16 protein-coding genes are annotated in these 14480 nt (G+C 72.4%); 8 read left to right on the forward strand and 8 right to left on the reverse strand.

What is annotated here, in order from left to right; genetic code table 11:
- Positions 1-226 precede the first annotated feature (226 nt).
- Positions 227-949, reverse strand: coding sequence for a DNA alkylation repair protein (locus ACIGO6_RS28595; protein WP_399881258.1), 723 nt, complete (start codon positions 947-949; stop codon positions 227-229).
- A 49-nt stretch (positions 950-998) separates the two neighbouring features.
- Between ACIGO6_RS28595 and ACIGO6_RS28600 the strand changes: the two genes are divergently transcribed.
- Positions 999-1778, forward strand: a complete 780-nt coding sequence (locus tag ACIGO6_RS28600; RefSeq protein ID WP_399881260.1) for a TVP38/TMEM64 family protein — start codon at positions 999-1001, stop codon at positions 1776-1778.
- Between the two features lie 51 nt (positions 1779-1829).
- Here the strand turns inward: ACIGO6_RS28600 and ACIGO6_RS28605 are convergent, their stop codons facing one another.
- Entirely contained in the window at positions 1830-2999 is a 1170-nt protein-coding gene (locus tag ACIGO6_RS28605) for a thiolase family protein (RefSeq protein ID WP_399881262.1), read from the reverse strand.
- Between the two features lie 125 nt (positions 3000-3124).
- Here ACIGO6_RS28605 and ACIGO6_RS28610 point away from each other — a divergent pair, with 125 nt between their 5' ends.
- The 3 genes from ACIGO6_RS28610 (at position 3125) to ACIGO6_RS28620 (ending at position 4876) form a co-directional block, all read left to right on the forward strand.
- Complete coding sequence (locus ACIGO6_RS28610) at positions 3125-3598, forward strand: winged helix-turn-helix transcriptional regulator (RefSeq protein WP_399881264.1); 474 nt, start codon at positions 3125-3127, stop codon at positions 3596-3598.
- Positions 3599-3737: 139 nt separating this feature from the next.
- Positions 3738-4613 (forward strand): undecaprenyl-diphosphate phosphatase, encoded by an 876-nt coding sequence (locus ACIGO6_RS28615; RefSeq protein ID WP_399881266.1) that lies wholly within the window; start codon positions 3738-3740, stop codon positions 4611-4613.
- Between the two features lie 83 nt (positions 4614-4696).
- A complete protein-coding gene (locus ACIGO6_RS28620) occupies positions 4697-4876 on the forward strand; it encodes a hypothetical protein (protein WP_399881268.1) in 180 nt (59 codons plus the stop codon).
- A 62-nt stretch (positions 4877-4938) separates the two neighbouring features.
- Here the strand turns inward: ACIGO6_RS28620 and ACIGO6_RS28625 are convergent, their stop codons facing one another.
- Positions 4939-5679, reverse strand: a complete 741-nt coding sequence (locus tag ACIGO6_RS28625) for an SDR family NAD(P)-dependent oxidoreductase (RefSeq protein WP_399881270.1) — start codon at positions 5677-5679, stop codon at positions 4939-4941.
- 160 nt (positions 5680-5839) lie between these two features.
- Between ACIGO6_RS28625 and lnt the strand changes: the two genes are divergently transcribed.
- The gene (lnt, locus tag ACIGO6_RS28630) at positions 5840-7414 is read left to right on the forward strand and encodes an apolipoprotein N-acyltransferase (RefSeq protein ID WP_399881272.1); all 1575 of its coding nucleotides are present in this window, start codon (positions 5840-5842) and stop codon (positions 7412-7414) included.
- On the opposite strand, the gene ACIGO6_RS28635 is transcribed toward lnt, so the two are convergent.
- Both ACIGO6_RS28635 and ACIGO6_RS28640 read right to left on the reverse strand, forming a co-directional pair.
- Entirely contained in the window at positions 7338-8243 is a 906-nt protein-coding gene (locus ACIGO6_RS28635) for a Gfo/Idh/MocA family protein (protein WP_399881274.1), read from the reverse strand. The two genes, lnt and ACIGO6_RS28635, sit on opposite strands and share 77 nt — an antisense overlap.
- Positions 8244-8256: 13 nt before the next feature.
- A complete protein-coding gene (locus ACIGO6_RS28640) occupies positions 8257-9438 on the reverse strand; it encodes an FAD-dependent monooxygenase (RefSeq protein ID WP_399881276.1) in 1182 nt (393 codons plus the stop codon).
- A gap of 98 nt (positions 9439-9536) precedes the next feature.
- On the opposite strand from ACIGO6_RS28640, the gene ACIGO6_RS28645 reads away from it, so the two are divergent.
- The 3 genes from ACIGO6_RS28645 to ACIGO6_RS28655 all read left to right on the forward strand — a co-directional run bounded on the left by ACIGO6_RS28645 (position 9537) and on the right by ACIGO6_RS28655 (position 11315).
- Positions 9537-10160: a TetR/AcrR family transcriptional regulator gene (locus ACIGO6_RS28645; RefSeq protein ID WP_399881278.1), complete on the forward strand. Its 624-nt coding sequence runs from the start codon at positions 9537-9539 to the stop codon at positions 10158-10160.
- Positions 10161-10202: 42 nt separating this feature from the next.
- Positions 10203-10715: a DinB family protein gene (locus ACIGO6_RS28650; RefSeq protein WP_399881280.1), complete on the forward strand. Its 513-nt coding sequence runs from the start codon at positions 10203-10205 to the stop codon at positions 10713-10715.
- 114 nt (positions 10716-10829) lie between these two features.
- A complete protein-coding gene (locus ACIGO6_RS28655; protein ID WP_399881282.1) occupies positions 10830-11315 on the forward strand; it encodes a hypothetical protein in 486 nt (161 codons plus the stop codon).
- A 55-nt stretch (positions 11316-11370) separates the two neighbouring features.
- Here ACIGO6_RS28655 and ACIGO6_RS28660 read toward each other — a convergent pair whose 3' ends face one another.
- The 3 genes from ACIGO6_RS28660 to ACIGO6_RS28670 form a co-directional block, all read right to left on the reverse strand.
- Positions 11371-11949 carry a hypothetical protein gene (locus tag ACIGO6_RS28660; RefSeq protein WP_399881284.1) on the reverse strand — a complete coding sequence of 193 codons (579 nt, stop codon included), beginning with the start codon at positions 11947-11949 and terminating at the stop codon, positions 11371-11373.
- Positions 11950-12072: 123 nt separating this feature from the next.
- Positions 12073-12756, reverse strand: coding sequence for a uracil-DNA glycosylase (ung, locus tag ACIGO6_RS28665; protein ID WP_399881286.1), 684 nt, complete (start codon positions 12754-12756; stop codon positions 12073-12075).
- Between the two features lie 82 nt (positions 12757-12838).
- Positions 12839-14425 carry an ABC transporter substrate-binding protein gene (locus ACIGO6_RS28670; RefSeq protein ID WP_399881288.1) on the reverse strand — a complete coding sequence of 529 codons (1587 nt, stop codon included), beginning with the start codon at positions 14423-14425 and terminating at the stop codon, positions 12839-12841.
- Between the last annotated feature and the right edge of the window lie 55 nt (positions 14426-14480).

The raw sequence follows: 14480 nt of genomic DNA on the forward strand, positions 1-14480 counted from the left end.
CCCTGCGGGGTCCGCCGGACGATCCGGGGAGGGTCAGCTTCGGGCGCCGTCGACAGCGGCCGGGAAGAAGGGGACGGCAGCCTTCGGGGCATCCGCGACCGCGGATGCTGCGAGGTGGAAGGCGTACCGGAACATGACGCCGATCATTTCCGACGCCTCGCCCCACGTCGAATGGTTTTCGGGCGCTCCCGTCCGGGAGCGTGAAGTTGGCGGTCTTCCCGGTCCGCTACGGACCGATGGTGCGCAGCGCCTCCCGCACCGACAGCGGCGCGAGACGCCGCCCGTGTCCGGCCACGAAGGCACGGACCGCGTCCGGATCGGTCTTGGCGTACTCGCGCAGGCACCAGCCGATCGCCTTGCGGACGAAGAAGTCGCCGTGGCCGCACTGGCGCAGGCAGTAGCCGAAGAGGCGGTCGGTGTCGGTGCGTTCCTTGTGGCGCAGTTGGTGGAGCAGGGCCGCGCGGACCAGCCACCTGTCCTCGTCCTCGATCCAGGCGTCCATGTCGGCCGTGAGGTCGGGGTCGGCCGCGACCAGCCCTCCGACGACGTGTGCGGCGAGCAGGTCGACGGTGTCCCACCAGGGGACGGTGGTGAGCAGATGCCGCACCACGGGCAGGACGTCGGAGGAGCAACGCGTCACATGCCGGCGCAGGTGGTCGACGGCGAAGTAGTGGTACTCGCGCTCGGGCAGCCGCCAGCAGCGCAGCGCGATCGCGGTGCAGTCCGGCTCACCCGGGCGGGGCAGACCCTCCAGGACGGTGCAGGACAGGGCGCGGCGAACCGGCGAGGTCAGGCCCAGGAAGGGCGCCACGTCCTTCATGTATCTTCGCAGGTCCACGGCCCGCTCGGGGTCGGCGGCGGCGGGGTAGACAGCGGTGAGCCGCTCCAGCACGGTGTCGGCGAGAGGGCTGGGCGGCACGTCGGGAATTCCCTTGGCTGTGACCCTCATGAGACGCACCATACGGCGATCACACACATTTGTCGGTTAGTGTCACCGGATGCTCGATGCCACCACCCGCTCTGGGGGCACCGCCACGGTCTCTCCCCGGACCGCCGCAACGGAGCTCGCCGTCGCCACCGCCGCCGGACCGGTCGCGCCGGCCGGCTTCGCCGCCCGCGCGACGAGAGTCCTGCTGTCGCCGTGGTCCCGGCTCTCCCTGCTCGTCGCCCTGCTGGCCGCGGCCGCCACGACGGTGGTGCTGTTCCAGCCCCAGCAGTTGCTGACCGACGGCTGGCCGCCCCAGCTCGGCGGGGCCGCGGCGGCCGTCGCCTACGCGGTGGCCTACGGGCTGTGCACCGTCGCCTTCGTGCCGCGTCCGCTGCTGAACCTGGCCGCCGGCGCCCTGTTCGGATCGCAGCTGGGCCTCGCCTCGGCGCTGGCGGGGACGGTGCTCGGGGCCGGGATCGCCTTCTGCCTGGGCCGGGCGCTGGGCCAGGAGGCGCTGCGCCCGCTGCTGCGGGGCAAGTGGCTGAAGGCCGCGGACGGTCAGCTCAGCCGGCACGGCTTCCGCTCGATGCTGGCGGCCCGGCTGTTCCCCGGGGTGCCGTTCGCCGCCGCCAACTACTGCGCGGCCGTCTCGCGGATGGGTCTGCTGCCCTTCCTGCTGGCGACGGGGCTCGGGTCGATTCCCAACACCGCCGCCTACGTCGTCGCCGGCGCCCGCGCCTCGACGCCGACGTCGCCGGCCTTCCTGATCGCCATGGCCTGCATCGCCCTGCCGGGGCTGGCGGGCGCGGTGGTGGCCTGGCGCAAGCGCCACCGGCTGAGCGGCCGCTGACGGGGTTTCACCCCGCTTCCGAGACTTCTCCCCGCTCGGAGACTCGGATTCCTACACCGCTTCCAGGATCATGGCGTTGGCGAGTCCGCCCGCCTCGCACATGGCCTGCAGTGCGTAGCGGGCGCCGCGTTCGTGCATGGCGTGGACGAGGGTGGTGGTCAGCCGCGTGCCGCTCGCTCCGAGGGGGTGGCCCAGGGCTATGGCCCCGCCGTGCACATTGACCCGGTCGAGGTCGGCGCCGGTCTCCTGCTGCCAGGCCAGGACCACGCTCGCGAACGCCTCGTTGACCTCGAACAGGTCGATGTCGCCGAGGGAGAGCGACGCCCGGCGCAGCACCTTCTCGGTGGCGGGTATCACGCCCGTCAGCATGAGCAGCGGGTCGGATCCGGTGACGGCGAAGCTGTGCAGCCGGGCGAGGGGGCGCAGGCCGAGGCGGGCGGCGGTCTCGCTCGACGTGATCAGCACGGCCGAGGCGCCGTCGTTGACCGGGCTGGCGTTGCCCGCGGTGACGTTCCACTCGATCTGCGGGAAGCGTTCGGCGAAGGCCGGGTCGTGGTAGGCGGACCTGAGGCCGGCGAGGATCTCGACGCTGCTGGTGGGGCGTACGCACTCGTCGCGTGCGACGCCGTCCAGGGGCGCGATCTCGGCGTCGAACCGGCCGGTGTCCCAGGCCGCGGCGGCCTTCCGGTGCGAGGAGACGGCGAAGGCGTCCATCCGCTCCCGGGTGAGCGACCACTTGGCGGCGATCAGTTCGGCGCTGATGCCCTGCGGGACGAGCCCCTGCGGGTAGCGGGCGGCGACACCGGGGCCGAAGGGGTCCTTGCCGGACGGCACGTTCGACCACATCGGCACGCGGCTCATCGACTCGACCCCGCAGGCGACGACGAGGTCGTACGCCCCGGCCATGACGCCCTGCGCGGCGAAGTGGACGGCCTGCTGGGAGGAGCCGCACTGGCGGTCCACGGTGGTCGCGGGGACGGACTCGGGGAAGCCCGCGGACAGGAGGGCGTAACGGGTGGTGTTCATGGCCTGCTCACCGACCTGGTCGACGGTGCCGCCGATGACGTCGTCGATCAGCGCCGGGTCGACGCCGGACCGCTCGACGAGGGTGCGCAGCGTGTGCGCGAGGAGCTCCACGGGATGGACGTGCGCGAGGGCGCCGTTCGGCCTGCCCTTGCCCATGGGGGTGCGTACGGCTTCGACGACGACTGCGTCACGCATGGTGCGGGCCTCCTTGGCCGTCGGGGCGGTGACCGGGCCACCGCGGGGACTACCTGTGAGTAGGAAATCCGAACTCACCATAGCCCCGTGAGTTGGAAAAGCAAACCCTCACCTAGACTGACGTCATGGCCGCCGCCCCCAAGAACCCGCGCCCCTGTTCCATCGCCGACGCCCTGGCACTCGTCGGAGAGAAGTACTCGCTGCTCGTGCTGCGCGAGGTGTGCCTGGGCAACGGCCGCTTCGACCAGCTGGTGCGCAACATCGGCGCACCCCGCGACATCCTCGCCACCAGGCTGCGCCGGCTCGTCGACGCGGGAATCCTGACGAAGCAGCCGTACAGCGAGCGCCCCCAGCGCTTCGAGTACCGGCCGACCCGGGCGGGGCTGGAACTGGAGCCGGTGCTGATGACCCTCATGGCGTGGGGCGACCGGCACCTGCGCACGGACGACGACCGGCCCATGGTGATCGAGCACATCTGCGGCAACGAGCTGGTGCCGCAGGTCACCTGCCGGGCGTGCGGCGAGGCCGTCCGGCACGAGGATCTGACCGCCCATCCCCAGGTTCCGGGCTGGACGGTGACGGGTCCGGCGGTGGCGTAGGAGGCTGCGGCCCCTGTGGCCTGGTGTTCACCCAGGGGCGCTACGCTGCCCCACGGCACGCCTGATCCTGATCACCGCACACGGCGGTTCGGTGTGCCCATCGCCCGTTTCTCGATCGGCACTTGGACTCCGTAACTTCATGTCTTGGTTTGAATCCCTCATCCTCGGACTCGTCCAGGGGCTGACCGAGTTCCTCCCCGTGTCCTCCAGTGCGCACCTGCGCCTGACCGCGGCGTTCTCCGGCTGGCACGACCCGGGCGCGGCCTTCACGGCGATCACGCAGATCGGCACGGAGGCAGCCGTGCTGATCTACTTCCGCAAGGACATCGGGCGGATCATCTCGGCGTGGACACGGTCGCTCACCGACAAGTCGATGCGCCACAACCCCGACGCGCGCATGGGCTGGCTCGTGATCGTCGGCTCGATCCCCATCGGCGCCCTCGGCCTGACGCTGAAGGACCAGATCGAGGGGCCCTTCCGCGACCTGCGGATCACCGCGACCATGCTGATCGTCGTCGGCGTGATCATCGGCGTGGCGGACCGGATGGCCGCGCGCGACGAGAAGGGCGGCCGGCACCGCGCGCCCCAGCAGCGCAAGGAGCTGGAGAACCTGGGCGTCCGGGACGGCCTGATCTACGGCCTGTGCCAGGCCATGGCGCTCATCCCCGGCGTCTCCCGCTCCGGCGCGACCATCAGCGGCGGCCTCTTCATGGGCTACCGGCGCGAGGCCGCCGCCCGGTACTCGTTCCTGCTCGCCATCCCGGCGGTGCTCGCCTCCGGCCTGTTCGAGCTCAAGGACGCGATGGAGAGCGACCACGTCTCGTGGGGACCGACGCTGTTCGCGACGATCATCGCCTTCGGCACCGGGTACGCGGTCATCGCGTGGTTCATGAAGTTCATCTCGACCAAGAGCTTCATGCCGTTCGTCTGGTACCGCATCGCGCTCGGCGTCGTCATCATCGTCCTGGTCAGCGCGGGCGTACTGAGTCCCCATGCGGCCGAGTCGGCGCACTGACCGCCCTTACCCGCTCTCGCGCTCTTCCGCATCTGTAGCCGTCCGGTAGCGCACTGTCAGTGCTTGCCCCTAGGCTTGTCCGCATGTCCCCCGATTCCGTGACTCCTGGTTCCGTGCGCTCTGCCGCGGAGCTGAACGATCAGATTCGTGCGCTGTGGCGGCGTGCGGGCGGGTCCCTGTCGGCACAGGAGCGTGTGGAGTACGAGTTGTTGGTGGTCGAGTGGGCGACCGCGATCCGCTGCGAGGTCATCGAGGCGGCCTGAGGGACGGGGGGCGTCCACCGCCCCGCCAACTCCCCTGACACCACGCGCCCTTGCAGACGTCTCTAGCGTCCGCCGGCCACCCGCAGCACCGTCCCCGTCGTGTACGACGCGTCCGGCGACATCAGCCAGGAGATCGCCGCGGCGATCTCCTCCGCCCGGCCCGCACGACCCAGCGGGACGGCCGCTCCCATCCGCCGCGCCCGGTCGGGGTCGCCCATCGCGGCATGCATCTCCGTGTCGACGACCCCGGGCGCGACGGCGTTGACGCGGACACCGTCCGGGCCGAGCTCCTTGGCCAGGCCCAGGGTCAGGGCCTCGACGCCCGCCTTGGTCGCCGCGTAGTGGACGTACTCCCCCGGACTGCCGAGGGTCGCGGCGGCCGACGACACGTTCACGATGACTCCGCTCCCGCGTGCGGCCATCAGCTGCGCGGCGCGCCGCGCGCACAGCAGCGTGCCGAGCAGGTTGACGTCGACGACCCGGCGCAGGTCCGCGGTGTCGCTGTCGGCGAGCCGGCCCAGGGGTCCGGTCACCGCCCCGTTGTTCACCAGTCCGGTCACCGGTCCGAGCTGCTCCTCCGCCACGTCGAAGAGGCGCTCGACCTCGGCCTCGACCGACGTGTCGACCCGCACCGCGAGGCCGCGCCCACCCGCCTCGCGCACCCCCGCCGCGACCGCCTCCGCGGCCGCCGAGTCCCGGACCCAGCCCACGACGACGTCGTGGCCGTCCGCCGCGAGACGCAGACAGGTCGCGGCACCGATTCCCCGACTGCCACCCGTGACCACAGTGACGTGACGTGCCATGAATGCCTCCCAGCCGGAAACCTGTTTGATCGATCATCGATCAAACAGCAATGGATCACAACCCCTGGCGGCTCCCGGGCCACGGACACCCGGTGTGATCAACTGAATTCGCCCTCGTCGAGAGCGCACACTGGGAGAACCACAGGGTAGGGAGGCGCCTATGAAGACGCTCGGCCACTGGCTCGCCTCCCCGTGGCGCCGCTCGGCGGCCGCCGTGCTCGCGGGCGCGTTGCCCGTCCTCGCCTTCCCGAGCCCCGCCCTGTGGTGGTGGGCCTGGGTCGCCCTGGTGCCGTGGCTGCTGCTGGCCCGCACCGCGCCGGGCGCCAAGCGGGCCGCCTACGACGGGTGGTGCGGCGGGTTCGGCTTCATGCTCGCGATGCACCACTGGCTGCTGCCCAACCTGCACGTGTTCACGTTCGTCATCGCCGCGCTGCTCGGCGCGCTGTGGGCGCCGTGGGGCTGGGTGGTGCGGCGGCTGCTGGGCGGGGCGCCCTCGGGCGGCCGGGTGGCGGCGGCGCTCCTGGTGCTGCCGTCGGGCTGGCTGGCGGTGGAACTGGTCCGTTCCTGGCAGGGACTCGGCGGGCCCTGGGGAATGCTCGGTGCGAGCCAGTGGCAGGTGGCGCCGGCGTTGCGGCTCGCCTCGGTGGGCGGGGTGTGGCTGCTGAGCTTCCTGGTGGTGGCCGTCAACGTCGCCGTCGCCGTCCTCGTCGCCGTCCCCCGGTCCCGGGTGCCCGCCGTGGCCGGGCTGGTCGCCACCGCCGCCGCCACCTCCGCGGCCTGGGTCTGGTCGCCGCGCCCCGACACCGACGAGCGGGTCGCGATCGCCGTGGTGCAGCCCGGCGTCGTCGCCGGACGGGACAGCGCCGACCGGCGCTTCGACCGGGAGGAACAGCTGACCCGCGAGCTCGTCGGCCGCGACCCGGACCTGATCGTCTGGGGCGAGAGCAGCGTCGGCTTCGACCTGGACGACCGCCCCGACCTGTCCCGTCGACTCGCGGCGCTGTCCCGGGAGACCGGCGCGGACATCCTGGTCAACGTGGACGCGCGGCGCTCCGACAGGCCCGGCATCTACAAGAGCTCGGTGCTCGTCGGGCCCGAGGGTCCGACCGGCGAGCGGTACGACAAGATGCGGCTCGTCCCGTTCGGCGAGTACGTCCCGGCCCGCTCACTGCTCGGCTGGGCCACCTCCGTCGGCGAGGCGGCGGGCGAGGACCGCCGGCGCGGTGACCGGCAGGTGGTGATGGACGTGGGCGACGGGCTGCGGATCGGGCCGATGGTGTGCTTCGAGAGCGCGTTCCCGGACATGAGCCGCCGGCTCGCCGCCGACGGCGCGGAGGTGCTGCTCGCCCAGTCGTCCACCTCGACCTTCCAGCACAGCTGGGCGCCCGAGCAGCACGCCTCGCTCGCCGCGCTGCGCGCCGCCGAGACCGGCCGCCCGATGGTGCACGCGACCCTCACCGGTGTCTCCGCGGTCTACGACGCGAACGGCGCGCGCATCGGCTCGTGGCTGGGCACCGACGCGAGCACGGCCCGCGTGTACGAGGTCCCGCTCACGCACGGCAGCACACCGTACGTCCGGTACGGCGACTGGACGGTGCACGCGGCGCTGCTGATCCTCGCGGCCTGGGCGGCCGGCGAGGGCGTACGGACGGTGCGGCTCAGGCGGAACGCTCGTGCACCCCGCGTACCACCCGCTCGCACAGCTCATGGGTCTCCAGCGCGTCCCGGGCACTGAGCACCTTGCCCGCGCGGACCGCGTCGAGGAAGGTGAGCACCGCCTGTTCGATGCCGCGCTGCCGGGCCACCGGGACCCAGTCGCCGCGCCGCCGCACGGTGGGCTGGCCCTTGTGGTCGATCACCTCGGCGAGGTTGACCACCTGGCGCTTGGTGTCCTGGCCGGAGACCTCCAGGATCTCCTCCGCCGAGCCGCTGAGCCGGTTCATGACGCCGAGCGCGGTGAAACCGTCCCCGGCGAGCTGGAGCACGACGTGGTGGAGCAGGCCGTCCTGGACGCGGGCGCGCACGGTGACGTCGTCCACCGGGCCGGGCACCAGGAACCGCAGGGTGTCGACGACGTGGATGAAGTCGTCGAGGATCATCGTGCGCGGGTCCTCGGGCAGTCCGGTGCGGTTCTTCTGCATGAGGATCAGCTCCCGCGGGTGCTCGGCGCACTGGGCGTACCCGGGGGCGTGGCGGCGGTTGAAGCCGACGGCGAGGCTGGTCCCGCGCTCCTCGGCGAGGGCAACCAGGCGTTCGGAGTCGGCGAGTTCGTAGGCGAGCGGTTTGTCGACGTAGGTCGGGACGCCGGCCTCCAGCAGCCGGGTCACGATCTGCGGGTGCACGTCCGTCGGCGCGTGCACGAAGGCGGCGTCGAGGTCCTGGGCGAGGAGTGAGTCGAGGTCGGCGTGGCGCTGGGCCTGCGGGATGCGCAGTCCGTCGGCGACCCGCGCCAGGGTGTCGGGGCTGCGGGTCTGCAGGTGCAGCTCGACGCCGGGCAGGGCGCCGAGTACGGGCAGATAGGCCTTCTGCGCGATGTCGCCGAGTCCGATGCAGCCGACCTTCACGGGATGTGCTCCTCTAACGCTCGCCGACCTGGGTCCGCTGGGAAGCATACGGGGGCCCCGGCGGACGCCAGTCGGCGATGCCGTCGAAGCCTCGCAGGAAGAGGGCGGGCCCGGCCTTGGACAGCGCGGCGATCGCGGTGTCGCGTACGGCGACGGCGGCGCGGTTGCTCATCAGGTTGAGCCGGGCGACCCGCACGGCCTGGCGGGCGATCGCGGTCGTACGGGGCAGCCGGGCCGCGGTGTAGGCGGCGAGGTCCCCGTGGTGGTGGGCGAGCACGACCGCGTCCTCGATGGCCTGGTTGCCGCCCTGTCCGAGGGTGGGCGGCATGGCGTGCGCGGCGTCCCCGAGGAGGGCGACCCGGCCGTGGTGGAAGGCGGGCAGCGGCGTGGCGAGGTGGTGCACGTCGTGGCGCAGGACGTCGGCGGGGCGGGCGGCGGCGAGGACGGCGGGGATCGGGTCGTGCCAGTCGGCGTACCGGTGCAGCAGCTCCGCCTTCTCGTCACCGGCGTGCCCTCCCGCCGCGGTGACGGCGGCGGCGTACGCGTAGACCCGGCCGTCCTTGAGCGGGTGCGTGCCCCAGATGCGGCCCCGGCCCCAGGTCTCGTGCGAGGCGAACGCGGCGCCGGGCACCGGGATCACGACCCGCCAGGTGGTGAAGCCGGAGTAGACGGGGCCGGGATGGAGCGGGAAGAGCCTGCCGCGTACGGCGGAGTGGATGCCGTCGGCGGCCACCACCAGGTCGGCCTCGAGTTCGCCGTCGGGTGTGCGCACCCGGGCGGGCCGGTCTGCGTCGCCGGCGTCGGCGAGATGCGCGTCGGCGGCGGTGCGGACGGCGTCCGGCGGCAGCAGCGCGGCCAGGCGGTCGATGAGCGTGGCCCGGTGCAGCAGCACCAGCGGTCCGCCGAACCGGGCCGCCGCGGCCTGGGCACTGGACCGGGAGAGCCAGCGCCCGCCCGGGGTGCGCAGTCCCCCGTCGCCCTGCCAGGCGGCGAGGTCGCGGATCTCGTCGCCGAGGCCGATGACGTCCAGGGCGCGCAGGGCGTTCGGCGACAGGGAGATGCCCGCGCCGACCGGCCGGAGCGAGGGGGCCCGCTCCAGGACGGTGACCCGCAGGCCCGCCAGGTGCAGGGCCGCCGCCGCGGTGAGGCCGCCGATACCGCCGCCGATCACGACGGCCCGCCTGGTGGGTGCCATGGCTCCTCCTCGCATGCGCCAGCTGCGCACTACAGATGTAGTGGGACTCTTCGCCTCGACTGTACTACGGCTGTAGTGAGCCGGGTAGGTTGAGTCCCATGCCCGCACGCACCCCACACCCCCCACGCACCGCACCCACCGAGCCCGCCGGTGCCTCCCGTGCCGGCCTCGTCGCCGACGCCGCCCTCGCCCTGCTCGCCGAGCGTGGGATGCGCGGGCTCACGCACCGGGCGGTCGACGAGACGGCCGGACTCCCGCAGGGCTCCACGTCCAACCTCGCGCGGACCCGGCAGGCGCTCCTGGAGCTGGCGGTGCGCCGCCTGGCCGACCGGGAGGCGCGGGTGCTGGCGCTACACGAGATGCCGGACCCGCGCGACGGCCTCGAGGCCCTGGTGGACGCGCTGGCCCTGGCGACGCACCGCGCGCTGACCCGCAACCGCGACCTGACGCTGGCCCGTTACGAACTGGCGCTGGAGGCCACGCGCCGCCCCGAGCTGCGCGCCCATTTCGACGCGGCCGGCGCCCGGTTCCGGGAGCAGCTCGGCGTCCTGGTCACGGCAATGGGCTCGGCCGACCCGCCCCGGCATGTGCTGTCGCTGGTCGCCTGGGCGGACGGGCTGATGTTCAGCTGTGTGGCCGGGTCCTTCCACGCCGAGGCGCCGGGGCTCCAGGAGGTTCGGGCAAGCCTGCGCGAGCTGTTGGGCGGCATGGCCGGCCGCTGAAAACCCCTGGATGCGGGAGGTCGCGTGGGCGAGGATGCCAACATGACGACCGAACGCCGTGAACCCGTCCCCGACCTCGACGAACGCACCATGCTGGAGGGCTGGTTGGAGTACCACCGGCAGACCCTCGCCTGGAAGTGCGAGGGTCTCACCGACGCCCAGCTCAGGACCGCCGCCGTCGCGCCCTCGACGTTGTCCCTGATGGGGCTGGTGCGGCACATGGCCGAGGTGGAGCGGAGCTGGTACCGCAGGGTGCTGGCGGACGAGGAGGCCGGTCCGATCCACTACTCCGACGAGGACCCGGACGGCGACTTCCGCGTGACCGGGTCGGACACCTTCGAGGAGGCCTACGCCACCTGGCAGGCCGAGATCGAGGCGGCCCGGCGCAACGCGGCCGGCGTGCCCCTCGACGCACCGACCCGGGGCAAGCACCGGCGCACCGGTGAGCGCTACACCCTGCGCTGGATCCACACCCACATGATCGAGGAGTACGCGCGGCACAACGGGCACGCGGACCTGATCCGTGAGTGCCTCGACGGCGCCACCGGCGACTGACGTCACCCTCGGTCGCCCCGGGACCTCCGTACGGGGCCGGAGATCACCCGTGCGGGGCAATCTCCGCCGGTGCGGCCTCGTGGACGGTGCCCCGCCCAGGGCAGAGTGACGCGGGTGCATCGAACGACGACCACCGCAGCGCTTCTGGTGACCGTGGCTGTCTCGGCCCTGACCGGCTGTACGACGGTCCAGGGTCCGGCCACGGCCGGCCCGTCCGCGGGCGCCCCCTCGTCCGCGCCGCGCCCCGAGGGTCCGGCCACACCTGCCGCCGCGCAGGCGCCGGCCCGTGAGGCGCTCGGGCGCAGCGGCCCTTCACGGACTCCGCGCCACGCCTCCGGCGAGCCGCGCCGTACGGCGCCCGCGCAGCAGCGCAAAGCGCCGGCCGCCCGCGCGGAACAGCGCCCGCGTCCCGACCGTTCCACTGCGCCGGTGCGCAAGCGGGTGCCCGTGCGGCCGCCCGCCGAGATTCCCGACGTTCCGGTGACGGGCGGCGGGAGCGTCGGCAAGGAGACGGACGTGTGCTCCCTCGGCAGGCAGTACGGCGGCTGGCGGCCGGGCAGCCCCGAGGCGGTCATCTGCGATCAGGCGTACGGCCACTGACGTACGGCCGTCGAGTACGGCCCTGACGTATGTACGCAATCGTGGCGGGCGGGGCCTACGGCCGCTGCTGCCGCGGTGGTCCCCACGGCCCGACGGGTCCGCCGGACCCACCCGGCCCGCCGGCCCCACCCGACCCGTCGGGTCCGGCGCCGCCCAGCCGGAGCTCCAGCCGGCCGATCGCCGCGCGCACCCCCTCGCCGTAGCGGTCCCGGGCGAGGGACTCGGCCGCGCCCCGGGCCCGCCGCAGGTGCAGCCGGGCCGCCTCGCGGTGGCCGAGCCGTTCGTAGTCGGCGGCCAGGTTCAGATGCAGCGAAGGGTAGAGGGCACGCGCGGCGAGCGCGCCCTCGTGCCGGTCGGCGGGGCGGTCCTCGGCGAGTTCCCGGGCAAGCTCCTGAGCGGCCGACAACGCCCGTAGGTCCCAGGCCAGTTCGTCCTCCGGGTCGTCCTGGGTGTCGGCCAGGTAGTGGGCCAGGGTGCAGCGGTGCAGCGGGTCGCCGTGCTCGCCGATCTCCGCCCACAGGCCGAGGAAGCGGTGCCGGGCCTCCTCGCGGTCGCCGGCGTGGTGCAGCATGACGACCTGCCCGATCCGCGTCAGCACGGCGTCCGGCGCCGCCTGCTCCTGTCCCTTGGCCACCGCGTCCTCCGTGCCCGTCGTCGGCTGTCCCGACGACGCTAACCGCACGCACCCGCATTCCCCGTCAGGCGGCTCCGGGACGCGCACGGGCCGGTCGGTGGCGGACCGGCCCGGGCGTCGGGCTCAGGCCAGGTTCGGGATGGTCCAGTCGATCGCCTCGTGGCCCTGCTTCGCGACCGCCTCGTTGATCTGCGTGAACGGGCGGGAGCCGAAGAACTCCTTCGCCGACAGGGGCGAGGGGTGCGCGCCCTTGACCACCACGTGCCGCGTCTCGTCGATCAGCGACAGCTTCTTCTGCGCGTAGTTGCCCCACAGCACGAACACCGCCGGGTCGGGCCGGTCGGCCACCGCGCGGATCACCGCGTCGGTGAACAGCTCCCAGCCGCGCGACTTGTGCGAGTTCGCCTCGCCGGCCCGGACCGTGAGCACCGCGTTGAGCAGCAGGACGCCCTGCTTCGCCCACGGCATCAGATAGCCGTTGTCCGGGATCGGGGTGTCCAGCTCCGCGTGCATCTCCTTGTAGATGTTCCGCAGGGAAGGCGGGACCTTCACGCCCGGCCGGACCGAGAAGCAGAGCCCGTGGCCCTGGCCCTCGCCGTGGTACGGGTCCTGCCCCAGGACCAGCACCTTCACCTGGTCGTACGGCGTGGCCTCCAGCGCGGCGAAGACCTCCTCCCGCGGGGGGTAGACGGGGCCGTTCGCCCGCTCCTCCTCGACGAACTCCATCAGCTCCTTGAAGTAGGGCTGCTGCAGTTCGCCGCCCAGCACCTCGCGCCAGGACTCGGGCAGCATGGCGATGTCGGTCACGTCAACTTCCTTACACTGTGCGGTCGCTTCCAGTACTGAAGAACCTACCGGCGACCACTGACAACGGGCGCGCCCAGGGCGCCTACCAGCTGGTCTTCCGGTACAGCTGCCACATCATCATGATCGTCGAGGGGTCCATGGCCCGCTCCGCGCCCGAGATGTCCGTGCTGGCGGCCACGTACTGCTTGCCCTGCCACAGCGGCAGCAGCCGTGCGTCGTTCACGAGGATCTGCTGCGCCCGCTCGAACTCCCGCTCCACGTTGGCGCGGTCGCTCTCCCTGCGTGAGCGCGGCAGCAGCTCGCCGGTGATCTCGGGGGCGAGGTAGGGCGTGCCGAGGGCGTTCTGCTCACCGACGAAGGGGGCGATGAAGTTCTCGGCGTCCGGGAAGTCCGGGGACCAGCCGCGCCCGAACACCGGGTACTCGCCTTTCTGGTAGCCGGCGACGTACGTCTTCCACGGCCGGCTCTCCAGGGTGACCGAGAACAGGCCCGACTCGTCGAGCTGGCGCTTGATCTCCTTGAACTCCAACGCCGTCTCGGAGCCGTAGCGGTCGGTGGTGTACCAGAGGGTGAGCGGGACCGGCTCGGTGATGCCGGCGTCGGCGAGGATCTGGCGGGCCTTGGAGACGCTCGGGTCTCCGTAGTCGTCGAAGAAGCCCGTGGTGTGGCCGGTCAGGCCCTTGGGGACCATCGAGTACAGCGGGTCGACGGTGTCCTGGTAGATCTTGTGGGAGATCGCGGCCCGGTCGATCACCTGGGCGACGGCCTGGCGCACTTCCTTCCGGCCCGCCCACGGGTCCTCGGGGTTGAAGACGAGGTAACGGATCTCCGTACCGCTGCCCTCGACCAGCTGCAGGTTCTCGTCCTTGCCGTCCTTGCCCTGCAGGGTGACGACGTCCTCGGCCGCGAGGCCGCGGTAGGTGACCTGGATCTCCCCGTCGCGCAGCGCCTTCACCATGCCGGCGGAGTCCTTGAAGTAGCGGATGGTCACCGCGTCGTTGTGGCGTTCCGCGAACCCCTTGTAGCGGTCGTTGCGGGCGAGTTCCGCCCGTTCGCCGTCCGTGTAGGACTGGAGCGTGTACGGGCCGGAGCCGACGACCTTGCCGTCCTCGCGCAGGGCGTCCGCCGGGTAGCCGTCGGGTTCGACGATCGACATGGCGGGCGTGGCGAGGACGAAGGGGAAGGTGGCGTCGGGCTTGTTGAGGTGGAAGACCACTTCGCGCTCGCTCGGTACCTGGACGCGTTCGAGGCTGCCCAGCAGGCCGGCGGGACCGCCGTTGACGTTGATGTCCTTGATCCGGTCGATCGAGTGCTTGACGGCCTGGGCGTCCAGCGGGTCCCCGTTGGAGAAGGTCAGGCCCTCGCGCAGCTCGCAGCGGTACACCTGGTTCGAGGTGTCGGTGAACGCGCAGTTCTCGGCGGCGTCGGGCTCGGGCGCGGACGCACCGTTGGGGTAGCTGAGCAGCGTTTGGTAGATGTTGCGGAAGAGCTCCCAGGAACCGTCCCAGGACGCGGCCGGATCCAGCGCGCTGGGAGCACTGGTCGTCCCCACGACGATCGGCCCCTCGTCCTTCGAGCTGTCGGACGACAGGATGCCGCATCCGGTGACCAGCGAGGATATGGACACGATGGCCGCCACCCGCCGCAGGCCTCGGTTCCGGTTGAACACGCGCACGCTCCTCGATCCGCCGTACCAAGGGTCGGCAGACCATACCGCAGCACCA

Origin of the sequence: Streptomyces sp. NPDC053750 (genome assembly GCF_044544295.1) — a bacterium.
Taxonomy (GTDB): Bacteria; Actinomycetota; Actinomycetes; order Streptomycetales; family Streptomycetaceae; genus Streptomyces.

Coding starts and splice junctions, on each gene's coding strand:
- lnt (WP_399881272.1), top strand. CDS start 5,840: ATGAAGACGCTCGGCCACTGGCTCGCCTCCCCGTGGCGCCGCTCGGCG.
- ACIGO6_RS28650 (WP_399881280.1), top strand. CDS start 10,203: ATGACGACCGAACGCCGTGAACCCGTCCCCGACCTCGACGAACGCACC.
- ACIGO6_RS28645 (WP_399881278.1), top strand. CDS start 9,537: ATGCCCGCACGCACCCCACACCCCCCACGCACCGCACCCACCGAGCCC.
- ACIGO6_RS28605 (WP_399881262.1), bottom strand. CDS start 2,999: ATGCGTGACGCAGTCGTCGTCGAAGCCGTACGCACCCCCATGGGCAAG.
- ACIGO6_RS28595 (WP_399881258.1), bottom strand. CDS start 949: ATGAGGGTCACAGCCAAGGGAATTCCCGACGTGCCGCCCAGCCCTCTC.
- ACIGO6_RS28625 (WP_399881270.1), bottom strand. CDS start 5,679: ATGGCACGTCACGTCACTGTGGTCACGGGTGGCAGTCGGGGAATCGGT.
- ACIGO6_RS28610 (WP_399881264.1), top strand. CDS start 3,125: ATGGCCGCCGCCCCCAAGAACCCGCGCCCCTGTTCCATCGCCGACGCC.
- ACIGO6_RS28640 (WP_399881276.1), bottom strand. CDS start 9,438: ATGGCACCCACCAGGCGGGCCGTCGTGATCGGCGGCGGTATCGGCGGC.
- ACIGO6_RS28620 (WP_399881268.1), top strand. CDS start 4,697: ATGTCCCCCGATTCCGTGACTCCTGGTTCCGTGCGCTCTGCCGCGGAG.
- ACIGO6_RS28600 (WP_399881260.1), top strand. CDS start 999: ATGCTCGATGCCACCACCCGCTCTGGGGGCACCGCCACGGTCTCTCCC.
- ACIGO6_RS28615 (WP_399881266.1), top strand. CDS start 3,738: ATGTCTTGGTTTGAATCCCTCATCCTCGGACTCGTCCAGGGGCTGACC.